This window comes from Leucobacter shiyiweii (genome assembly GCF_052446065.1).
Classification (GTDB): domain Bacteria; phylum Actinomycetota; class Actinomycetes; order Actinomycetales; family Microbacteriaceae; genus Leucobacter.
The window spans coordinates 1,569,007-1,591,214 of sequence record NZ_CM127080.1 but is presented as its reverse complement, the minus strand read 5'-3'; the positions used below and the strand labels follow the sequence as shown (position 1 = coordinate 1,591,214).

At 61.6% G+C, this 22,208-nt stretch carries 18 protein-coding genes and 1 tRNA gene; 16 read left to right on the top strand and 3 right to left on the bottom strand.

From position 1 onward, the window contains the following. Positions 1–28: 28 nt before the first annotated feature. Both pth and mfd read left to right on the top strand, forming a co-directional pair. Positions 29–649 carry an aminoacyl-tRNA hydrolase gene (gene pth, locus ACTNFJ_RS07365; protein ID WP_435905845.1) on the top strand — a complete coding sequence of 207 codons (621 nt, stop codon included), beginning with the start codon at positions 29–31 and terminating at the stop codon, positions 647–649. Further along, a complete protein-coding gene (gene mfd, locus ACTNFJ_RS07360) occupies positions 646–4,251 on the top strand; it encodes a transcription-repair coupling factor (RefSeq protein ID WP_435905754.1) in 3,606 nt (1,201 codons plus the stop codon). The genes pth and mfd overlap by 4 nt, the downstream gene beginning before the upstream one ends. Positions 4,252–4,287: 36 nt before the next feature. On the opposite strand, the gene ACTNFJ_RS07355 is transcribed toward mfd, so the two are convergent. After that, on the bottom strand, positions 4,288–4,791 hold the full coding sequence (locus ACTNFJ_RS07355; RefSeq protein ID WP_435905753.1) for a hypothetical protein: 504 nt from the start codon (positions 4,789–4,791) through the stop codon (positions 4,288–4,290). Positions 4,792–4,876: 85 nt separating this feature from the next. Between ACTNFJ_RS07355 and ACTNFJ_RS07350 the strand changes: the two genes are divergently transcribed. From ACTNFJ_RS07350 to ACTNFJ_RS07325, 6 genes are all read left to right on the top strand, one after another. Further along, positions 4,877–5,614, top strand: a complete 738-nt coding sequence (locus tag ACTNFJ_RS07350) for a MazG nucleotide pyrophosphohydrolase domain-containing protein (RefSeq protein ID WP_435905752.1) — start codon at positions 4,877–4,879, stop codon at positions 5,612–5,614. A gap of 6 nt (positions 5,615–5,620) precedes the next feature. After that, positions 5,621–6,922, top strand: a complete 1,302-nt coding sequence (hisS, locus tag ACTNFJ_RS07345; RefSeq protein WP_435905751.1) for a histidine--tRNA ligase — start codon at positions 5,621–5,623, stop codon at positions 6,920–6,922. A gap of 75 nt (positions 6,923–6,997) precedes the next feature. After that, positions 6,998–8,281 (top strand): phosphopyruvate hydratase, encoded by a 1,284-nt coding sequence (gene eno / locus ACTNFJ_RS07340; RefSeq protein ID WP_435905750.1) that lies wholly within the window; start codon positions 6,998–7,000, stop codon positions 8,279–8,281. Positions 8,282–8,317: 36 nt separating this feature from the next. Next, positions 8,318–8,854, top strand: coding sequence for an FtsB family cell division protein (locus ACTNFJ_RS07335; RefSeq protein WP_435905749.1), 537 nt, complete (start codon positions 8,318–8,320; stop codon positions 8,852–8,854). Continuing rightward, positions 8,851–9,357 carry a DUF501 domain-containing protein gene (locus ACTNFJ_RS07330; protein WP_435905748.1) on the top strand — a complete coding sequence of 169 codons (507 nt, stop codon included), beginning with the start codon at positions 8,851–8,853 and terminating at the stop codon, positions 9,355–9,357. Before ACTNFJ_RS07335 ends, ACTNFJ_RS07330 begins: the two co-directional genes overlap by 4 nt. Before the next feature lie 168 nt (positions 9,358–9,525). Continuing rightward, positions 9,526–10,857 carry an NAD(P)/FAD-dependent oxidoreductase gene (locus tag ACTNFJ_RS07325; RefSeq protein WP_435905747.1) on the top strand — a complete coding sequence of 444 codons (1,332 nt, stop codon included), beginning with the start codon at positions 9,526–9,528 and terminating at the stop codon, positions 10,855–10,857. A 184-nt stretch (positions 10,858–11,041) separates the two neighbouring features. Here ACTNFJ_RS07325 and ACTNFJ_RS07320 read toward each other — a convergent pair whose 3' ends face one another. Next, positions 11,042–12,511 carry a helix-turn-helix domain-containing protein gene (locus tag ACTNFJ_RS07320; protein WP_435905746.1) on the bottom strand — a complete coding sequence of 490 codons (1,470 nt, stop codon included), beginning with the start codon at positions 12,509–12,511 and terminating at the stop codon, positions 11,042–11,044. 139 nt (positions 12,512–12,650) lie between these two features. On the opposite strand from ACTNFJ_RS07320, the gene ACTNFJ_RS07315 reads away from it, so the two are divergent. The 7 genes from ACTNFJ_RS07315 (at position 12,651) to ACTNFJ_RS07285 (ending at position 20,722) form a co-directional block, all read left to right on the top strand. Then, positions 12,651–14,474 carry a phosphoenolpyruvate carboxykinase (GTP) gene (locus ACTNFJ_RS07315; protein WP_435905745.1) on the top strand — a complete coding sequence of 608 codons (1,824 nt, stop codon included), beginning with the start codon at positions 12,651–12,653 and terminating at the stop codon, positions 14,472–14,474. Positions 14,475–14,709: 235 nt separating this feature from the next. Further along, positions 14,710–14,783 (top strand) — tRNA-Leu (locus tag ACTNFJ_RS07310). A 284-nt stretch (positions 14,784–15,067) separates the two neighbouring features. Beyond that, positions 15,068–16,318: an alanine racemase gene (locus ACTNFJ_RS07305; RefSeq protein ID WP_435905744.1), complete on the top strand. Its 1,251-nt coding sequence runs from the start codon at positions 15,068–15,070 to the stop codon at positions 16,316–16,318. A 50-nt stretch (positions 16,319–16,368) separates the two neighbouring features. Then, on the top strand, positions 16,369–17,619 hold the full coding sequence (locus ACTNFJ_RS07300) for a D-arabinono-1,4-lactone oxidase (protein WP_444711771.1): 1,251 nt from the start codon (positions 16,369–16,371) through the stop codon (positions 17,617–17,619). Positions 17,620–17,676: 57 nt separating this feature from the next. Continuing rightward, positions 17,677–18,246 carry a LemA family protein gene (locus tag ACTNFJ_RS07295; RefSeq protein ID WP_435905742.1) on the top strand — a complete coding sequence of 190 codons (570 nt, stop codon included), beginning with the start codon at positions 17,677–17,679 and terminating at the stop codon, positions 18,244–18,246. A 12-nt stretch (positions 18,247–18,258) separates the two neighbouring features. After that, positions 18,259–19,125, top strand: a complete 867-nt coding sequence (locus ACTNFJ_RS07290; RefSeq protein ID WP_435905741.1) for a M48 family metalloprotease — start codon at positions 18,259–18,261, stop codon at positions 19,123–19,125. Between the two features lie 133 nt (positions 19,126–19,258). Beyond that, the gene (locus tag ACTNFJ_RS07285; RefSeq protein ID WP_435905740.1) at positions 19,259–20,722 is read left to right on the top strand and encodes an aspartate ammonia-lyase; all 1,464 of its coding nucleotides are present in this window, start codon (positions 19,259–19,261) and stop codon (positions 20,720–20,722) included. 58 nt (positions 20,723–20,780) lie between these two features. On the opposite strand, the gene ACTNFJ_RS07280 is transcribed toward ACTNFJ_RS07285, so the two are convergent. After that, positions 20,781–21,641 carry a fumarylacetoacetate hydrolase family protein gene (locus ACTNFJ_RS07280; protein ID WP_435905739.1) on the bottom strand — a complete coding sequence of 287 codons (861 nt, stop codon included), beginning with the start codon at positions 21,639–21,641 and terminating at the stop codon, positions 20,781–20,783. An 89-nt stretch (positions 21,642–21,730) separates the two neighbouring features. Here ACTNFJ_RS07280 and ACTNFJ_RS07275 point away from each other — a divergent pair, with 89 nt between their 5' ends. Further along, positions 21,731–22,102: an FKBP-type peptidyl-prolyl cis-trans isomerase gene (locus ACTNFJ_RS07275; protein WP_435905738.1), complete on the top strand. Its 372-nt coding sequence runs from the start codon at positions 21,731–21,733 to the stop codon at positions 22,100–22,102. The last annotated feature ends 106 nt before the right edge of the window (positions 22,103–22,208 follow it).

Here is a 22,208-nt window from a genome sequence, read left to right as displayed (position 1 = left end):
GCTCGGTTCGTTGAGTGGAAGAATGATGATGTGGTGGCGTAAGCGCAAAATCGAGGGGGCAGTCGTGTCTGACGCGTGGTTGGTCGTTGGGCTCGGAAACCCCGGAACGAAGTATGAGACGACGCGGCATAACGTCGGGCAGATGGCGCTCGATGTGCTCGCTGCGCGCGCGGAAACCCGATTCGCTTCACATCGCTCGAACGCTCGAGTGGCCGAAGGTCGGGTGCGACCGGGCGGGCCTAAGCTTGTCTTGGCTAAATCCAACGGTTTCATGAATACCTCCGGCGGACCCGTAAGCGCATTGTCGCGGTATTTTGACATCCCGGCCTCACACACGATCGTGCTTCATGATGATCTCGACTTGCCCTTCGATACCGTGAAGGTCAAACAGGGCGGCGGCCACGGCGGCCACAACGGCTTGCGTGATATTGCGAAGGCGCTCGATACCCCCGAGTTCTTGCGCGTACGAATCGGGATCGGACGTCCTCCGGGCCAGCAGGATGCCGCAGATTATGTGTTGAAGCCGTTTGCTTCCTCCGAGCGCGAAGTGCTCGCAGTCCTGCTTGAGGACGCGGCAGACGCCGCCGAGATGCTGACCACTGATGGCCTGTTGGCAACCCAACAGAAGTTCCATGGGAGGGCAAAGTGAGCCTTGCGGGGCTTGAGCGACTGCTTGAGCCCTCTGAGTCCTTCGCTCGTGCACTGAATTACGCTGACCGTGACGCGGAGTTCGCGATCAGTGAGTCGCTTCGGCCGGCCCTTCTCGCAGCGTTGATGCACCGCAAACGGGAAACAGGCGGCGTGGGGCCGCTGCTGCTTATAGCTGCGACTAGCCGTGAGGCAGACTCGCTGCGCGCTGCAATTGCGTCGATCATGCCGGAGGCGCACACGGTTGAGTTTCCCGCATGGGAGACACTGCCGCACGAGCGGCTCAGTCCGAGCGCGGAGACTGTGGGAAGGCGCGCGGTGGTGCTGCACACCTTGCGCGAGCACGATGGCAACCGGCCACTCGTGATTGTCGCCTCGGTGCGCGCGGCGCTCCAACCTGTGTCCCCGCACGCGGCGCACGCGAACCCGATTGTGCTCCGTGCTGGCGAGGAATCGCCTGGCCTCGACCAGCTCTCCCGCGCACTGGTTGACAACGCGTACACGCGGGTCGACATGGTCACTCGCCGTGGGGAGTTCGCGGTGCGCGGCGGAATCCTTGATGTGTTCCCTCCGACGCTTGACCACGCAGTGCGCCTGGATTTCTTCGGGCAAGAGATCGACCAGATTCGTCGTTTTGCGGTCTCCGACCAGCGCAGCGCCGGTGAGGCGATCTCTGAGATCGAATTGTGGCCGGCTCGCGAGCTGCTGCTCACTGATGAGGTGCGTGAGCGTGCTGCGGCGCTGCTCTCTCAGTACCCGGCTCTGAGTTCGTTGCTCGAGAAAATGAGCCAGGGAATCGCCGTGGAGGGAATGGAGAGTCTGCTGCCCCAGCTGGTTTCCGGGCTTTCTCCTTTCACCGCATTATTGCCCGCGGGTTCCGCGATAGCGGTTATTTCTCCCGAACGCGTCGCGAATCGGGCGATCAGTCTCGTTGAAACCAACCGCGAGTTCTTGGAGGCGGCCTGGGCGGCCGCAACAGCAGGCGGAGAGGCGCCGGTGCCCACCGACGACCACGGCATGCTCACGATGCGGGAGTTGCGCGACGCGGCAGGAGAAAACTCCTGGTGGACACTGTCGAGCTTCGTGCAAGACGAATCGGTCGACTTCAGTCTCGTAACGGTGCGCAGCGAGCAACTTCCGCGGCCAGCACCAGGGGCCGAAGCCACGGCTTCGGCGATCCGCCATCTGAGCGAACGTCTCGGCGAGGGCTGGACGGTGATAGTCAGTGCGCAGGGAGTGGGCCTGGTCGAACGTGCCCGCGACGTTCTCGCCGATGCGGGGATCGCCGCACGTATGGTTGATGACCTTCCGGCACAGCCGGAGGAGCGGGTCGTGTACGTCGTCCCTGGCACGGCCTGGTCTGGCTTTGAAAGCGCTGAGGCGCGCGTGCTCCTCTCGACAGAGGTGGAGTTTTTCGGGCGCGCAGTGAGTTCGCAGCAGGGGGCAGGACAGAAGCTCCCGAAGCGCCGGACAAAGAATGTGGTCGACCCGCTCAAGCTCGTCGCCGGAGACTACGTGGTGCATGAGACTCACGGCATCGGACAGTTCGTCGAGCTGACCCAACGCATGGTGCCCACTGGAATGGGCCGCGACGCGGGGAAGGCGTTGCGAGAGTATCTGGTGCTTGAATACGCCTCCTCCAGACGAGGGATGCCGAAGGACAAGCTGTACGTGCCAACGGACCAGCTTGACCAGCTGTCGCGCTACGTGGGCGGGGAGGCCCCGCCGCTGTCAAAAATGGGCGGCAGCGACTGGTCCAACGCGAAGAAGAAAGCCCGCAAGGCGGTGCGCGACATCGCCGTCGAACTGGTCAAGCTCTACTCAGCGCGGGTGGCAGCAGGCGGTCATGCCTTCTCGCCGGACACGCCCTGGCAGCATGAACTGGAGGAAGCGTTTCCGTACGTCGAGACAGTGGATCAGCTCACCACGATCGACGAGGTGAAGCGAGACATGGAGCGCCCGATTCCCATGGATCGCCTTGTCTCGGGAGACGTAGGTTTCGGGAAGACCGAGATCGCAATTCGCGCCGCGTTCAAAGCCGTGCAGGATGACAAGCAGGTGGCTGTACTGGTACCCACCACGCTGCTCGTCAAGCAGCATCTCGAAACTTTTCAGGATCGCTTCGCCGGGTTCCCGGTGCAGCTGCGCGCCCTCAGTCGATTCCAGACTGAGAAGGAATCCAAAGACACGATCGAGGGACTCGCCGCGGGAACAGTCGACGTCGTCATTGGAACCCACCGGCTGCTCACCGACACCGTGCGCTACAAAGATCTCGGCCTGCTTGTGATCGACGAGGAGCAACGGTTCGGTGTCGAACACAAGGACAAACTGAAGAAGCTAAAAACCGGTGTCGACATCCTTGCGATGAGTGCCACACCGATCCCGCGTACCCTTGAGATGGCCGTCACCGGGATCCGCGAAATGTCGACGCTCGCGACGGCACCAGAGGATCGACATCCGATTCTCACTTTTGTGGGACCGCGCAGTGACAAGCAGATCACCGCAGCGATTCGCCGCGAGCTCATGCGTGAGGGACAAATCTTCTTCGTGCACAACCGGGTGCAGTCGATCAACCGCGTGGCCGCCCAGATCGCCGAACTCGTGCCCGAGGCCCGGGTAGCGGTCGCACACGGCAAACTCGGCGAGGCCCAGCTTGAGCAAATTGTGGTCGATTTCTGGGAACGGAAGTATGACGTGCTCGTGTCGACCACCATTATCGAGACCGGTCTCGATATCGCCAACGCGAACACCATCATCATCGATGCCGCTGATAAGTACGGCCTGAGTCAGCTGCACCAGCTGCGTGGACGCGTCGGCCGCAGCAGGGAACGGGCCTACGCTTACTTCCTGTATGACCCCGATCGCCCCCTGACGGAGCACGCACACGAACGTCTCGAGACCATTGCGACGAATAACGAGCTCGGTTCGGGCATGCAGGTGGCACTAAAGGATCTCGAGTTACGCGGTGCGGGGAATCTCCTGGGCGGGGAACAGTCTGGTCACATCGCGGGGGTAGGGTTTGATCTCTATCTGCGAATGATTGGCGAGGCCGTGGCAACGTTCAAGGGTGAGGATGTCATCGGTGCGACAGAGCTCGTGCTCGAGCTGCCTGTCGATGCGCACATCCCCGAGGACTACGTCGAGAGCGAGCGGCTGCGGCTCGAGGCATACCAAAAGTTTTCGGCCGCGGCGCACCCACAAGCTCCCGAAGATCACGTTACGCTCGTGCTCGAAGAACTCACCGATCGTTACGGGGAGCCCCCCGCAGAGGTACTGCGACTCGCGGCGGTTTCTTCGCTCAGGCGTCGAGCCGCGCGACTTGGCCTAACGAAGGTTGTGGCGAGCGGCTCCGCACTGCGTCTGGAACCTGTGGCGCTACTGGACTCGCGTCGGATGCGAATGAATCGCATGTACCCGGGCTCCCGCTACACCGAGGCGACGAAAACTCTGCTGGTGCCGCTTCCTGGCGGTACAGCCAGCGCGCGCAGCCCGCTCGCAGGTGTGGGGCAAAGGCAAATGGGCGACGAGGGCGACATCGCGGCGTGGACCGGGCGCGTGTTGGCGACGCTGCTTGAGGCAGATGCCGAGCCCCCCGGGCGCTAAAACTGCCAAAGCCAGCCGCAGCGGTGCGGCCTCGCGTTACTGAAAATTGCAGAGCGTGCGGAGATCCTGGCCTGCCGCGGTGAGCGCAGCCAACTGTCCGTTGAGTGCTGCGAGGTAGGCGGGCACCCCCAGGATTGAGCCAGGGTGCTCGATGGCACCAAAACCCGTGAAGCTGTCGGTGATGCGACCCAACGCGGCGGACACTTCCGGGTTGGTGACGCTCTCCTGCGACAACTGCAAAGCTCCATCTAGCGATTGCGTCAAGAAAACAAACGACGGCATCTCACCACGGAGGAGCTCCTGGCCGGCTTCTTCAAGCCCAGCCTTCACCGTTTCTTCGGTCTGAACCACGAGACGATCAACATCGTCACGAGACAGGCCGCACGCCTCGCTCACTGATTGCTCGGGGGCCATTGTTGGCGCTTTGTATGGAGCAGCTGTCGGCTCGGATGGCTCGGCCGCGCAGGCCGATACCGATACGACGAGGGAGACCGCGGCGACCGCGAGAGCAAGCCGCGCAACGTGTGAACCCTTGACCATAGGCAGATACTAACGAGTGAAAAAGGACGTTAGCTGAGTGCTCTCAGCCCCGCCACGCATGACGGGCACCCGGTAGGGTTTCGCTATGGGCACGCCACGATCCACCCCTGAAGATTCGTACCCCAATGATGCGCTCGACGGTATCCGCCAGACCATGCGGCAGCTTGTATGGCCGGGCGGATGTGCCTGGCACGCCGCACAAAATCACGATTCACTCATCCCGTTTCTGGTTGAGGAGACCGCTGAGTTCATCGACGCGATCGACAGACGCCTGGGCCCCGAAGAAGTCGCGAGCGAACTCGGTGACGTGCTCTATCAGGTGCTGTTTCATGCTGCGATCGCCGAGCGCGACGACGAGGGTTACGACTTCGACACGGTGACACAGGCCCTGAACGAAAAACTCATCGCAAGGCACCCGCACGTGTTCGGCGACCGTGGGTACATGTCAGTTGAAGAACTGAACGCCGAGTGGGAGCGTCTGAAGGAGGACGCCGCGGGTGAACGACGCGGGTCCCGGGGTGTCCTCGACGGAATTCCTCGTGACATGCCGACGCTCGCCCGTGCGGCAAAGGTGGTTGAACGGCTTAAACGCGCTCGATTGCTCGACCCGGAAAACGCGGCCTCGATCATCACCTCTGCGAGCACAACCAAGGGCGCCGTGCCAACAGGCGGCGCCGTCGCGGAAGATCACGCCGATCCCTCCACGGAAATCGGTGATGAGCTACTCGCCGTGGTGGTGCGGGCGAACGCAGTTGGAGTGGATGCCGACCGCGCGCTCCGCCTCGCGATCGCGCGGCTGGTCGAGCGACACGTGGAAGAATAGGGGACCATGGCCACACAGGTGAACCCGCCCCGCGGGATGCGCGATTTTCTGCCCGTTGATAAGGCGCGAAGGGAACATGCGCTGGGCGTCATACGCGGGATCTACCGCGCTCACGGCTTTGACGAGATTGAGACTCCCGTGGTGGAGGACTGGGCGAGGCTACACGCCGGGCTCGGAGGAGACAATGAAAAACTGTCGTTCTCGATTTTGAAACGCGGGATCACTTCGGAGGCCCTCGCCGCCGCCGCCGAGGCTGGGAACCCGGATGAACTGGCGGATTTGGGCCTACGTTTCGACCTCACGGTGCCGCTCACGCGTTTCTACGCGAGTCATCGCGCCGAGTTGCCGCCGGTATTTCGAGCCATTCAGATTGCGCCAGTGTGGCGTGCCGAGCGGCCCCAGAAGGGGCGATATCGGCAGTTCGTACAGGCCGACATTGACATTATCGGTGAGCCGGGCATGCTCGCCGAGATCGAACTCATCACCGCTACCTCTCAAGCGCTCGCGGCGCTCGGGCTGGAGGGTTGTGTGATTCGGGTGAACGACCGGCGCATACTTTTCGGCTTGCTGGAGCACTGCGGCTTCGAGGCCACGGTGCACGACCGGGCACTCATTACGATCGACAAACTTGACAAGATCGGCACCTCGGGTGTGATTGCCGAGCTGACGGAGCTTGACGAGGCCGGGGCCGATGCGCTGGGCGCCGTGCTGACTCGCGTCGAGCCGCTGCTCGGAGCGGGCGGCATCCCGCTCACTCACGAATCAATCACCGCGGCACTCCCCGCTGGTGCCGCGCAGGAGGGAATTGACAACCTGGCGGCAATCGGAGAGGCGCTCGTTGGGGTGTTGCCCGGTGGGGTAGAGATTCGCTTTGACCCGACGCTCGTGAGGGGCATGGGCTACTACACCGGAACGATCTTCGAGGTTTCCCATCCGGGTTCGGGCAGTTCCGTGGGAGGCGGGGGTCGCTACGACGGGATGGTGGGCCGCTTCCTCGGGCAAGACGTGCCTGCGGTCGGATTCTCCATCGGGTTTGAACGAGTGGTCGATTTGATCGAACTGCCTTCCCATGAGGGCCCCGAAGCCGTCGCTCTTGTCTACGATGCTGACGCGAATCCAGCCGACCTTGCCGCGATCAAGCGTCAGCTCATTCGCGACGGGCATCGGGTGCGTCTCGAGCGCCGGCAGAAAAATATGAAGGCACTGCTCGACAGGCTCTCAGCTGACGGTTTCACCCGCTTTGCGAACGTTCGCGCCGGCGAACGCGAGTGTGATTCCCTGGAGCTTCGCGAACTTGGGCGCGGATAGACTTACACCCGGCGCGCACGCGCCACAGGCTTTGATTCATAACGCAACAGCAGCTCAACAAGCAAGGAGTGCACGGTGGCATTTATCGACGCGGTAATCGCTCGCGAGATTCTCGATTCTCGCGGCAATCCGACTGTAGAGGTCGAGGTAGGCCTGACCGATGGCTCGGTGGGCCGTGCGGCGGTGCCGTCGGGAGCCTCCACCGGCGCCTTCGAGGCGTACGAGCTGCGTGATGGCGACCAGGCCCGATACTTGGGCAAGGGTGTCACCCAGGCTGTCGACGCGGTCTTTGACGAACTCGGACCCGCGATTGAAGAGCTCTCAGCCGATGATCAGCGGCTGATCGACCAGACACTGATGGAGATCGACGGCACAGACAACAAGCAGCGTGTGGGAGCCAACGCTATTCTCGGCGTCAGCCTCGCCGTCGCACATGCTGCGGCTGATTCTGCTGACCTGCCGCTCTACCGATACTTGGGCGGACCCACGGCGCATACACTGCCGGTGCCCTTGATGAATATCATCAACGGAGGCGCGCACGCTGACACCGGCGTTGATATTCAGGAGTTCATGGCCGTGCCCCTCGGTGCGGAAACGTTTTCGGAGGGCTTGCGCTGGGGAGTAGAGGTCTACCACTCGCTCAAGGCGCTGTTGAAGGAGAAGGGGTACGCGACAGCTCTGGGCGACGAGGGCGGCTTCGCGCCCGATCTGCCGCACAACGCGGCAGCTCTCGATCTCATCGTCGAGGCGATCGAGAGGGCAGGCTACGTGCCCGGCCGCGATATCGCGCTCGCGCTCGACGTTGCGTCCACCGAATTCTTCGAGGGTGGCACATACCGCTTCGAAGGGCAGCAGCGCAGCGCAGCTGACATGATCGCGTACTACGCCGACTTGATCGAGCGCTATCCGCTCGTGTCGATTGAGGACCCACTCGCCGAAGACGACTGGGAAGGCTGGCGGCAGCTCACCACCGAACTTGGAGACCGGGTGCAGCTAGTTGGCGACGACCTGTTCGTGACGAACCCTGCTCGCCTGGCCGACGGTATCGCCCAGGGTGCGGGAAACTCACTGCTCGTCAAGGTCAACCAGATCGGCACCCTCACTGAGACCCTCGACGCAGTCAAGCTTGCGCAGCGATCAGGGTACACGGCGATCCTCTCGCACCGCTCTGGTGAGACCGAAGACGTGACCATTGCCGATCTGGCCGTGGCGACCGATTGCGGTCAGATCAAGACCGGGGCTCCCGCGCGAAGCGAGCGTGTTGCCAAGTACAACCAACTGCTGCGCATTGAAGAGGAGCTCGGGGCAGCGGCACGCTACGCAGGTCGAGGCGCGTTTCCGCGCTTCACCGCAAAGTAGCTGACGACCGGTCTGGCCGCGAAAGCGACGCGCGGGATGGCTAAGCGAATCTTCGGTGAGGTGGGGGACTGGGTTGCCAGTCTCCGCTTCAGCGGATTCACTGTACTCATCGTCGCGCTGATTGCGGTCGGCGCGATTATCGTGAGCCCGACGCTGTCAACGTACGTACAGCAGCAGCGAGAACTCGCTGAGCTGCGCGAGAGTGTGCAGCTGAATCGGGACGCAGTTGCTGACGCTGATGCGGAGCGGTTGAAATGGCAAGATCCGTCGTACGTGCGCTCCCAGGCGAGGGGGCGCCTGTTCTACGTAATGCCGGGCGAGACGCAACTGAACGTTATCGACGACATCGTGATTCCCGCAGACTCGGTTGAGGTGACGAGTGAACAGCTCACGCGTATTCAACGAAACTGGGTGCACACTCTGGTCTCCTCCGCCCTCATTGCCGGCACTACGAACGCCTCTCCTGATGCTTTGCCCGGGGCCATGACGGATGTGATTGAGTCAGTTGAGTCCACTGGCTCCGCGAGTGAAACCCCCGCACCACTACCTATCGAAAAGGAGAGCGTCGAGTGAGTCGGCCCCCATACACCGAGCCCACAGTTACCGATATTGCAATAGTGAGCGAGCAGCTGGGTCGAGAAGCACGCGGGGTCGTTGGCATCGCGGCGAGAACCACCCATGGAACCCCTACGGTGGTCGCGACCGCCCCGAGGCTTCCCGACGGCAGCCCGTTCCCCACCTTCTATTACCTGTCTCACCCCGAGGCGGTTGCCGCTGCTTCTCGGCTTGAGGCGGTGGGCGTGATGAACGAATTCAACGATCTGCTGGCGGAGGACGAGGTGCTTCGGACGCAGTACGAGCAAGCCCACGAGCAGTACATCGCGGATCGCGACAGCGTGGGAGAGGTGCCGGAGCTTGCAGGAGTGAGCGCCGGCGGTATGCCCACTCGGGTGAAGTGCCTGCACGCACTAATGGGGCACGCGCTCGCTGCAGGGCCGGGCGTCAATCCGATTGGCGATCTCGCGCTCGAGCGGTGCGGCTGGTCACCTTCCGCAGAACCTGCGGACGGTGCGTAAAATATCGACAAAATTACATGGATGGTTCGGCAGTGCCGCAGCTTCGGTGGGGGCGCCCCTCGCAATCGTATTAGGATGGGAAGGTCGGGTGAGTAGCGCCCGAATTTTTCTGTGCCCGTAGGCTATTGGGCACCGATCCTCTGCATCGCGCTCTAGGGAGACAGCTTCGTGGCGAAGAAGATTTTGATCGTTGGTGGCGGTTACGCCGGGTTCTACACTGCATGGAAGCTCGAAGGGCTGCTGCGTGCGGGCGAGGCCGAGGTGACGATTGTGGATCCGCTGCCGTACATGGCGTATCTGCCGTTCCTTCCCGAGGTGGCATCGGGCTCGATCGAGCCGCGTCACGCGGTCGTCGCGCGTCGCCGTCACCTGGACCGCACGCACAATATTGCGGGGAAGGTCACCGCGATCTCGCACGCCACGAAGACCGCTACCGTTACCCCAACCGTGGGCGAGGCGTTTGAGTTCGCCTACGACCACATTGTGGTCACGACCGGTTCGGTATCACGCACGTTCCCGATTCCAGGGGTTGCCGATCAGGCGATCGGGATGAAGACCATCGAGGAGGCGGTCGCCGTGCGCGATCGCATGGTCGGGAACTTCGAGCGTGCCGCTTCCCTTCCCAAGGGATCCACTGAGCGCGAGCGACTCCTCACCGTGACCGTTGTCGGTGGCGGGTTCGCCGGGATCGAGACAATCAGCGAGCTGCGGTCATTCGCCACATCATTGCTGCGCCGTTACCCCGAGATCACGTTCGATGAGACGAAGTTTCACCTGGTCGAGGCGATGGGGCGCATTATGCCCGAGGTATCGCTGGAGACTTCTGAATGGGTGATCAAGGATCAGACCCGTCGCGGCGTGAACATTCACCTCGACACGCAGCTGTCAAGCGCGGTGGGCGGAAAGATCGAGCTTTCCACCGGTGAGTCGTTTGAGAGCGACCTGATCGTGTGGACGGCGGGCGTCATGCCCCGTCCGTTCTTGCGCGGTACGGATCTCCCGATCGGTCCCCGCGGCCACGTGATCGCGAGCCCGAACCTGAAGATCACGACCGAAGATGGTGCGGAACTTGCTGGCGCGTGGACCGCGGGCGATACGTCGCAGGTGCCGGACACGTCGTCGACGCCGGGCCCTGGTGGGTTCTGCGTGCCGAATGCACAGCACGCGGTGCGTCAGGGCAAGCTCCTCGCGAAGAACATTGTTGCCGATCTCCGTGGCGAGGGTGTGCGCGAATACAGTCACAAGAATGCTGGCGCTGTTGCGGGGCTCGGAATTAACACGGGCGTGTTCCAGTCTGGAAAATTCGCGATGAAGGGGTACTTTGCCTGGCTCGCGCACCGCTTCTACCATGGTCTCGCGATTCCGTCGTGGGAGCGGAAGTGGCGGGTGTTTGGCGGCTGGGTCGGCCACTTCTTCCTGGGGCGCGACACTGTGAACATCGAGGCGGTCACCGAGCCGCGGGCGATCTTCGAGGAGTTCGCCTCTCGTCCCAAGGCGTAGCCCCGCGCGATACAGCAGCGGTCAAGTTCGTGAGTCTCGGAGAGGTTGAGACTCACGAACTTGCTGTTTCGTGGCTTTCCCAGTTCTGCGCGTCTCCGGGAGGACGGTCGCGCAGGGTTGGCGGCGTTTGATCCCTGCGCAAGCGTCTACTTGCGCTAATGACGGGTCAGACTCTCCTGCGGTGCTACTCCTGAGGCGCGTGATTGCTCAGAAATTTATACATCTCGATGTCGTCTACTCCGGGGAAGGTGCCCGTGGGCAGGGGCGCGAGAACGTGGGCGTGCATGCGCGCGCTCGGCCACGCCTTGCCTTCCCAACGGGCGAGTAGCTCGGCATCCGGGGTGCGGCAGCAGCCAGGATCTGGACAAGTCGATCGGGTGCGGGCGGTAGTGTCGCGCCCGCGAAACCACTTCGCATCGTTAAAGGCCACCCCACAGGCGATCGAGAACTGGCCCTGCGTGGTGTCACCCGACTGCACGCTCGACCAGAACGTGCCAACCGGGGTGTCGGTGTACTGATAGAACTCGCTCGTACGGTTGGTGCGGTCAAAAGCCATGCGGCCGGCCCACTTACGGCAGATAACCTGGCCCTCCACCGCCCCGGTGTTATCTTCGGGGAAGGGGGTTCCATCGTTTTCGTAACCGCGCACGAGAACTCCCTCGGTATCGAGGCGATAGTGGTGTACTCGCAGGCCGAGGTGCCTGGTGGCAAGGTTCGTAAATCGGTGTGCGGCAGCCTCATGCGTGACCCCAAAAGCATCGCGCAGATCCTCAATCGCAAGATTTCGCTCCCGCTTGGCGTCTTGAAGAAACACCACGGCGTGCCTCTCCGGCAGCAGGCAAGCTGCCGCGAAGTAATTGATCTGGAGGCGTTGTTCGAGGAATTCTGCATAACTTGACGGGCGGTCATGGCCGAGCACGCGGTGCCCCATGGCCTGAAGAGCCAGAGACCGTAGCCCGTGGCCGCCGGGAATCGAAGCCGGGGGAAGGTAGATCCGGCCATTCTCGAGGTCAGTGATGCTGCGAGTGTTTGACGGAAGATCGTCGGCGAAGATGAGCGTGAATCCGAGGCGCTCGGCGAGTACAGCAACTTCCCGGTGTGTCACTGCGCTCGTCGAATGACCAATGCTCTCCATCAGTTCCTCGGCCACGCGTTCGATATCGGGCAGATAGTTGTCGCGCTCACGCATCTGACGGCGGATCTTCGTGTTCGCTCGCCGCGCCTCCTCGGGGGTCGCGGCCGCTGCGCGAGAGCGACGAGCGAGTTCGCGATGCAGCCCAACGAGTGATTCGAGGGCCTCGTCACTCAAGGTACGGGGGGCCCGGACGTGGGGGAGATTGAGCTGGAGGTAAGCGGGGGTGGTCTGCGATCGTTCGAGTTCAATCTCTAATGCGCTCCGATGATCCGGCGCTTCCTCTCTGAGTAGGTCTGCGCTGTCGACACCCAGCTCGCGGGCGATGCTCTGTAGAAGGGTCAGCCGAGGTTCCCGTCGGCCGTTTTCTACAAGGGAGAGCTGACTGCTCCCGACGCCGACCCGCTCACCTAGCTGGTCCAGCGTGAGGCCCGCCCCTGTGCGGAAGTGGCGGATCCGCTTTCCGATGAGTAGCCGTTGAAACGCGTCATCGCCGAGGTTCGGGGTTGCATCGGGAGTCATGTATTGACTATATGTCAAAAAGTGCGATTCTTTACACTGTAAATTCACGGGGTGGACATCCCTGGTTCATCCAGAATGGAAGAACAGAAGTTTCTTATCAAGGAGAACGAACGTTATGGGCAGCGCCTCGACTCTCGAGATGAACGATTCGATCGCCGAAAAGGTGGCCGAAGGAGCAAACACCTCCAACCCGGAGGTGCTGCAGTGGGTGGCCGAGGTTGCGGCGCTGACGCAACCGGACGCAATTGTCTGGTGTGACGGCTCGCAGGGGGAGTGGGACCGCCTTACCGCAGAAATGGTCGAGGCTGGGTCTCTGATTCCGCTGAACAAGAATCTCCGTCCGGGCAGCTACCTTGCGCGCTCTCATCCCGGCGATGTCGCACGGGTAGAAGACCGCACCTTCATCTGCACCGAGAATGAAGCTGACGCTGGCCCTACCAATAACTGGCGCACACCGGCCGATATGAAGGCGGAAATCATGCCGCTCTTCGAGGGGTCGATGCGCGGACGGACCCTCTACGTTGTTCCCTTCTCCATGGGGCCGGTGGGTGGAGCAATCACTCAGCTCGGCATTCAGATCACCGATTCCCCATACGCGGTGCTGAACATGCGGATCATGACACGTATGGGTCAGGCCGCCCTTGACGGCATTACCCCGGGCAGCCAGTGGGTGCGCACCGTCCACTCTGTCGGCGCACCCCTGCTCGATGGTGCGGAAGATGTCGCCTGGCCTTGCAATGACGAAAAGTACATTACGCACTTCCCTGAGACGCTTGAGGTGTGGTCTTACGGGTCGGGATACGGCGGCAATGCCTTGCTGTCGAAGAAATGCTTCGCTCTGCGTATTGCGAGCGTAATGGGGAAGAACGAGGGGTGGCTCGCCGAGCACATGCTGCTCCTGAAGCTCACTAATAGCGAGACGGGCAAGTCGTACCATCTTTCGGCGGCCTTCCCGTCCGCGTGCGGTAAGACCAACCTGGCAATGCTCCAGCCCACGATTCCTGGCTGGAAGGTCCAGACGATCGGTGACGACATCGCCTGGCTTCGCCCGGGGCCCGATGGTCGGCTGTATGCGATTAACCCTGAAGCGGGATTCTTCGGTGTCGCGCCCGGCACTGGCGAGTCGACAAATCCGGTCGCGATGGAAACCCTCTGGGGCAACACCATCTACACCAACGTGGCGCTCACCGACGACGGTGACGTGTGGTGGGAGGGGAAGACCGACACCGTGCCTGAGCACCTGATCGACTGGCTCGGCGATGACTGGACCCCGGAATCTGGCCGCGTTGCTGCACACCCCAATTCCCGCTTCACCGTGCCGATCCAGCAGACCCCCACACTCGCTGATGATTGGTTTGAGCAAGACGGCGTACCCCTCGACCTCATACTTTTTGGAGGTCGTCGCGCAACGAACGTCCCGCTGGTTGCTCGCTCACTGTCTTGGCAGCACGGAGTGTTCATGGGCGCAACTATCTCGTCAGAGAAGACTGCCGCCCAGGAGGGCACAGTCGGTGAGCTGCGCAGGGATCCTTTCGCCATGCTGCCGTTCTGCGGCTACAACATGGCCGATTACTGGGGTCACTGGCTCAAGATGGGTGAAACCCTCGGCGAGAATGCGCCAAAGATCTTCCAGGTCAACTGGTTCCGTAAGGGCTCAGACGGCCGATTCCTCTGGCCGGGCTTTGGCGACAATTCGCGTGTCATCGACTGGGCCATTCGGAGCATTGAAGGCGAAGTTAGTGGTCACGAGACCGCGATCGGCCTGCTTCCTGCAGAGGGCGAACTGAACCTCTCCGGGATCGAAGAGGTATCGGAAGACCTCGACGAGATCTTCGCGATCGACCAGCGGTCGTGGCTCGATGAGTGCGCATTGACGGAGGAATTCTTCGACCAATTCGGAGACCGGCTCCCTGAGGAACTTCGCGCGGAGCTCCATGCGCTTCGGGAGCGACTCGGAGCATAGTTGACGCTCGCCGTATGCGCGAGCCCACAGACTGTGGATCCTGGTATCTGCCCAGGCCAGGATCCACAACCTACCGTGAGCCCCGAGTTCTGCCCAGCTCGGGGCTCACTTATGTCCAGAGTACTCACAGTTGGTAGGCTCTGAACCGGTTGGTGTGGCTCAGTTCGACTTCCTGTGCGTTTTGGATCGCTCCGCCGAGTAACTGGGCCTCAAGTTTTGTCTCGAGGCCGAGTCTCCCCCTGTAGCCCAATTGGCAGAGGCAGACGACTTAAAATCGTCGCAGTCTGGGTTCGAGTCCCAGCAGGGGGACTCTGCGTTCACACGGGCGCCCAGGTAGCCCGGCCGTCAGGTCGGCCGTTCTGCAACCGCGTGCGTGGGCGGTGTGGGTCTCACCATTCTGTGGCTCGCGACGATACCGCCCCGAAATCACGCGGCGCGATTCATTTCGAACGGCTACATTTGAAGCGTGGCCTTTGCAAAACTTGTCTTGATTGTCACGATCCTGGTGGTGATCGTGCTCGCGCTATATCTGCGTGTGAGACGCTTCCGTGCGCGTCGGCGTCACCGAGACTAGTCAGTACTAAACTGCACGCATGACCCTTGATCTCGCGGCTCCCAGCTTGCGAGCAAGGGGCGCTGATCGCCCGTGGAGTCGGCCCGCGGAGTTCTGGCCAGGGCTCACGGCCGCGACTGCGGATCTCAGCGCTCCGCTCGTGGCGCTCAGCCTTGAGGCGCTAAGCGCGAACGCGGCTGATTTGTTGCGGCGGGCTGGGGGGCTGCCGATCCGCATCGCATCGAAATCGATTCGGGTGCGCGGCGTGCTTGATGCGGTGCTCGCACTGCCCGGTTATCGTGGGGTGCTCGCTTACACGCTGCCCGAGGCGCTGTGGCTTGCCGAAACCGTCGACGACGTGGTGGTTGGATACCCCACAGTGGATCGCGCGGCAATAGCCGCGCTCGGGTCCGATGCTCGTGCGGCCAGCAGGATCACATTGATGATCGACAGTGTCGAACAGCTCGACCTGATCGATGCGATCTCGCCTCATCGGACCCGGGAAAGTCTCCGTGTCTGCCTCGATTTTGACGCTTCGTGGGACGCTCCGCTGCTTGGACACGTTGGTGTGCTCCGATCTCCTGTGCGCACGGCGGAGGCGCTTCGCGCTCTCGCCGAACAGGTGGCGTGCAGGCCCGGCTACCAGCTCGTGGGAGTGATGTCGTACGAGGCGCAGATCGCAGGAGTGGCCAACGCTCCGTCGGGGCGTCCGATACTCGGCGCTGCACTTCGCGCGATGCAGCGTGCGAGCAGTGCAGAGCTTCGTGAGCGGCGAGCGCAGGCCATCGCGGCTGTGCATCAGGTGTCACCGCTCGAATTTGTGAACGCCGGAGGCACCGGGTCGCTCGAACACACTGCCGCGGAGGCCTCGGTCACCGAAGTCACTGCTGGAAGCGGCCTGTTCGGCCCGCATCTTTTCGACCACTATCGCGAATTTACCCCCGCGCCTGCCGTGGCGATTGCCCTCGACGTCGTGCGCAGGCCCCGCGCTGACACGGTTACCTTACTCGGTGGCGGGTGGAGCGCCTCGGGCGCTCCCGGTGTCGACCGACTGCCCCAGGTGGTGTGGCCGGAACGCCTCCGCTTGTCCTCCCGGGAGGGTGCCGGAGAGGTGCAAACCCCAGTGCGGGGAGCGGCGGTCAGTTCTCTAGCTCTCGGCGATCGCGTGTGGTTGCGTCACACGAAGTCGGGGGAGCCCATGGAACACGTCCGTGAGGTTGTGCCGGTGAGCGCAGGTGTGGCGGGGGATCCACTCGCGACCTATCGTGGTGAAGGGCGGTCTTTTCTGTGAGCCGACACTGGAGGAACTGGGCCAGAACCGAGCGGTCAACGCCCGCCCTTGTGGTTGCACCACGAAATGTTGATCAGGTGCGCAGGGCGGTACAACGAGCACTCGAGACCGGACACAGCATCAAGCCCATTGGCGCATCTCACAGTTTCAGCGGCATCGGCGCGACCGACGGTATTCGACTCGATATGAGCCGTATGAGGGGACTGGTGGATGTCGATCTCGAGCGCAGCCAGGTCACCCTGTGGGCGGGCACGCATCTGTGGGAGCTTCCGGCGATTCTGAACCCGCTGGGACTCGCCTTAGAGAACATGGGCGATGTGGATCGACAGACGATCAGTGGGGCCACTCAGACAGGCACTCATGGTACCGGTGTGCGCTTTGGCGGAATTGCTACTCGGATCGTGGGCGCCACCCTCGTCACCGGATCCGCAGAGGTACTTTCGGTGAACAAAACGCAACACCCGGAACTGTTTCCGGCGATCGCGCTGGGGCTGGGCGCTGTCGGAGTCTTGGTGACCGTGACCGTGCAATGTGTACCCCGTTTCCTCCTGCGCGCGGTGGAGGCGCCTGTGCCGCTCGCGGAGGTGCTCGACACGTTCGAGGAGCGAAGTCGTGAGGTGGATCACTTCGAGTTCTACTGGTTTCCTCACACCGACGGTGCGCGCACCAAGACGAACCACCGTGTGTCCTACGGAGAGGTTCCGCGACCACTCACGGCAGCCGCGAAGTTTGTTGACGAGGAAATTGTCAACAATCTGGTGTTCGGCGCGGTCGTCGCAGGCGGCCACCGGCTACCGAAGATGATTCCTCGGGTGAACCAGACGATCCAGGCGATATCGAGCCGACGAGATTACAGCGATGAATCCCACCGCATCTTCGTCACGCGCAGACGGGTGCGATTTCGCGAGATGGAGTATTCGATCCCGCTTACCCAGGTTCCCGAAGCGGTAGACGAGCTTCGGGCCATGATCGAGCGTCGACGACTCAATGTTTCGTTTCCGATCGAGGTGCGGGCGGCGTCTGCTGACGACCTTTGGATGTCGACGGCCTACGGTCGTGATAGCGGCTACGTGGCGGTGCACCGGTACTGGAAAGAGTCATTTGGCGAGTACTTCCGCGAAGCTGAGCACATATTTGCCGCTCACGGCGGGCGCCCGCACTGGGGCAAGATGCACACCAGAGATGCGGCTCAACTCCGGGAAAATTACCCCAGGTTTGACGATTTCGTGCGAGTACGCGATCGGCTGGACCCGGAACGGGTGTTCGCGAATCCGACGCTCGACCGCATCCTTGGCGCGTAACTGTCTGCTCGCACGACGCACAGCGAATTCGGGGATGGCGCAGATATAATCCTGAGCATGAGTGGGTCACTGATCGCAATCCTTGTCGCCGTAGGAATTATCGTCGTTCTCGGCATTTATGTTTGGGCTACCTACAACTCGTTGGTCACCCTGCGCGTGCGGGTTGATGAGGCGTGGAGCGATATTACGGTGCAGCTGAAGCGTCGTGCCGATCTCATTCCGACCCTGGTCGAAACGGTCAAGGGGTACGCGGCCCATGAGCGCGGTGTGTTTGAATCGGTGACTCAGGCGCGGGCAGAGACGATCTCGGCGCAGGGCCCGGCAGAGGCGTCGGTCGCGGAAGGGCACATGCAGCAGGCGCTAAAGAGCATTTTTGCAGTCGCAGAGGCCTATCCCCAGCTCCAAGCCAGTCAGAACTTCCTCCAGCTGCAAAGCGATCTCGTAGACACGGAAAACAAGATTCAGGCGGCTCGTCGCTTCTTCAATGGTGGGGTGCGCGAGCTGAATACGAAGATCCAGATTTTTCCGAACAATATCTTCGCAAAGATGTTTGGGTTCACCGAGCGCGAGTTCTTTGAGGTCGACGACGTTGCGGCGATTTCGGAACCACCGCGCATCCAGTTCTAAGCGGAGGCCGCGGTGTATCGCGCAATCCGGCGCAACAAAGTCAACAGTGTGTTGATCATTCTGTTTTTCGTCGTGATCATCGGTGGTCTCGGATTCCTTGCTTCCTATATCTATAGTTCACCCGCGATCGTCATTTGGGTCGTGCTCTTCGCGGGCGGATACGCGACTTTCCAGTACTTTTCCGCGGGCAAGCAAGCAATCGCGATGAGCGGCGCTCGGCAGATCTCCGAGGCAGACAATCCCAGGCTGTACCGTATTGTGGAGAACCTGGCGATCACAACGGGAACGCCTATGCCTCAGGTCTACCTCGTGAACGACCCGGCCCCCAATGCCTTCGCAACGGGCAGAAATCCCGAGCAAGCCATGGTTGCGGCGACCACGGGGCTCCTCGACATCATGACTGACGCAGAGCTCGAAGGTGTGATGGCCCACGAGCTCGGTCACGTGCGCAACTACGATATTCGGGTATCGATGATCGTCTACGGGCTCGTGGTGGCAGTCGGCATGCTCGCAGACATGTTCGTTCGGATCGCTTTCTTCAGCCGCAATAACAGCAACCCAGCGGTTCTGATCTTCGGTCTGGTGGCCATGATCGTGGCCCCAATTGTCGCAAGTCTGGTGCAACTGGCTGTTTCTCGGCAGCGCGAGTACCTAGCTGACGCGACGGGCGCACTCACCACTCGCAATCCTGAAGGCCTGGCGAGCGCCCTGCACAAGCTCTCAGAATATGGGCGACCTCTCCAGAAGCAGAGCAGCAGCATGGCTCACCTGTGGATCGCCGACCCGTTAAAGCCCGGTCTTGCTCAGAGATTGTTTGCGACTCATCCGCCGATTCCGGATCGCATCCGTCGCCTGCTCGATATGGGCGGTAAGTTCTAGGATCTCCGTCGGGTGTGGCCGGTGAGTATCACGACGGTGCATACCTTCGAAGCGCCCCTGTCCGGGGTAGGCTTAGTGCCGTACTGCGGCGGCTCGATCCGCCGCTCGCGTCTATCTTCGGAGCCGAATTACCGTGAGTGACTTCCTGTCATCCCAGACCCGTACTGAGACCGATTCGCTCGGCAGCGTTGAGGTACCCTCATCCGCATATTGGGGGGTGCACACCGCCCGGGCGCAAGAGAACTTCTCTATCGCTCGCCGCCCAATTTCTGTCTATCCCGATTTCGTGCGCGCGTTTGCGTGCGTGAAGCAGGCGGCCGCGCGGGCTAACCTCGAAATCGGTGCGCTTGACGAGCAGCGCGCTACTCTGATCGATCGCGCCTGCGAAGAGGTGAAGAACGGCATGCTGCTCGATCAGTTCGTCGTGGGTGTCGTGCAGGGCGGTGCCGGAACCTCAACCAACATGAACGCGAACGAAGTCATCACGAACCGCGCGCTCGAACTCGCCGGCCGCCAGAAGGGCGACTATTCGTTCATCAACCCGAACGATCACACGAACCACAGCCAGTCGACGAACGACACCTACCCGACCGCTATCAAGATCGCGCTCGCATTCTCGCTCACGAGCCTGCTTGACGAGCTTGCTCTGTTGGCCGACTCGTTTGCTGCAAAGGGTCGGGAATTTGCTCACATCATCAAGGTGGGCCGAACCCAGCTCCAAGATGCTGTTCCGATGACATTGGGTCAGGAATTCAACGCGTTCGCGGTGACCCTCCGCGAAGACATTGAGCGCCTCACTGAGGCGGTCACGCTCCTTCTTGAGGTAAACATGGGTGCCACGGCGATTGGCACAGGGATCAACGCACCGCGAGGCTACAAGGAAGCCGTCGTGCGTCATCTCCGCGACATCACCGGCCTTGAGCTCGTTTCCGCAGGTGACCTCGTCGAATCGACGAGTGATACCGGCGTGTTCATCACTTTCTCTGGTGCGCTGAAGCGCAGTGCGCTGAAGCTCTCGAAGATCTCGAACGACCTTCGGCTTCTCTCCTCCGGGCCTCAAGCCGGATTTGGTGAGATCAACCTGCCAGCACGTCAGGCTGGCTCATCCATCATGCCGGGTAAGGTCAACCCGGTTATCCCGGAAGCTGTCTCCCAGGTGGCCTATTCTGTTGCTGGCGCCGATGTTACCGTTTCTATGGCGGTGGAAGCCGGGCAGCTCCAGCTCAACGCATTCGAGCCGATCATCGCCCACTCCCTCTTCCAGTCCATCACCTGGCTTGAGCGCGCGTGCCAGACCCTCCGCGTCAACTGCGTCGATGGCATTACCGCGAATGAAGACCACCTGGCTGACACCGTGGCGCGTTCCGTCACCGTCATCACTGCGTTGGCTCCCGTGATTGGCTACGCGGAGGCTTCGAAGCTTGCGAAGGAAGCTCTTGCGACAAAGGAGAAGGTTGCCGAGCTGGTCATTTCTCACGGGCTCCTGAACGCGGAGCAGTTGGCTGAGATCCTGCAGCCTGCCCGTCTCGCGGGACTCGAGCCTGCGCCAGAGACCGGTCCAATCCCGCATATTGAGAGCGAGAGAGGCGAGGTCTAACCGCCTGAACACGAGTGGGGGGTGTGGATCTGCTGATCCACACCCCCCACTTGCGTTGCTAGGCCTGTACGCAGTGCGAGGTCAGCGCGCCGATGCCTTCGATAGTGACCGTCACCTCAGTGCCTGGCGTCAAGTACAGTGGCGGCTTGCGCGAGCGTCCAGCGCCGCCGGGTGAACCAGTAGAAATGAGTGTGCCGGGCAAAAGGGTGAGCGATTGCGAGATCGCGGCGATGAGCTGGGGGATCGAACGAATCATGAACTTGGTCGTTGAATCTTGCACGCGCAGCCCATCTACGTCTGTGGTCAGGTGCAGTGCGTGGGGATCCGGAATCTCATCGGAGGTCACCACGACCGGACCCACCGGCGAAAACCCATCGAAGGACTTGCAGCGAGACCACTGCGGCTCGGAAAACTGGATGTTTCTCGCGGTGATGTCGTTCACCACGGTGTACCCGAACACGTAATCGAGCGCATCTTCGGCGCGGACGTTCTTCGCCGCCTTGCCGATGATGACGCCAAGTTCGCCCTCGTAATCCACCTCTTCGCTGAGATGGGTGGGAATCGGAACGTCTTGGCCGTGCCCGTTGAGCGAATTGGGGAAGAGCGAAAACAGCACTGGGCCGGAGTCATTGTCGAGATTAAGCTCGCTCGCGTGCTCGTCGTAGTTCAGACCTACTGCGAGCACGATAGGGGAATCAAGAACAGCGGAGGCGTAGACGACGTCGCTCAGTGGCGAGGTGTCCGACGACTCCGCGGCGCCCGAACGCACCCGATCCCACGCGTCTGGGCCAGCCTCAATCAACTCCTGCAAAGTTGAAAACGGTTCACCAATATCTTTCATCGCGACGAAACGATCACCTGAAACGATGACAAGTTCCGGCTGATGACTCCCTGCCCGGGTCACATGCGCAAACTTCACGTATCAAGCGTATGGCATGGAGGTGTGTGTACTTTCCCTGACAGCGAACGTTCACCACGACTAGCCGGAAAACCGGACAGAATGGAGCCATGAGTGAATTAGCGCGGACAAAACCCGAAATCGAATTTCCTAACGGACCTGCACCCACCGAGTTGCAGATCGTCGAGGTGATCGAGGGAAACGGGGAGGAGGCGCTCGCGAGTTCGACCGTGGATGTGCATTACCTCGGTGTTGACTTCGAATCGGGCGAGGAGTTCGACAGCTCATGGGGACGCGGCGAGTCGATCAATTTCCCCCTTCGCTCTCTTATTCAGGGATGGCAGATCGGTATCCCCGGAATGAAGGTGGGTGGACGCCGTAAGCTCATCGTTCCTCCGGCCCAAGCCTACGGAACCTCTGGGGGGCATCCACTCGCCGGCAAGACCCTCATTTTCGTGATTGATCTACTCGGTGTCAGCTGATCAGTAACCTTTTCCCTTTGTGCCCGCTACCGTCTTTGGTGGCGGGCACTTTGTGTTTTCTCAGCGTGTTGGTCGGGTTGCCTTCGTGGCGACGGCCTACTTCGCC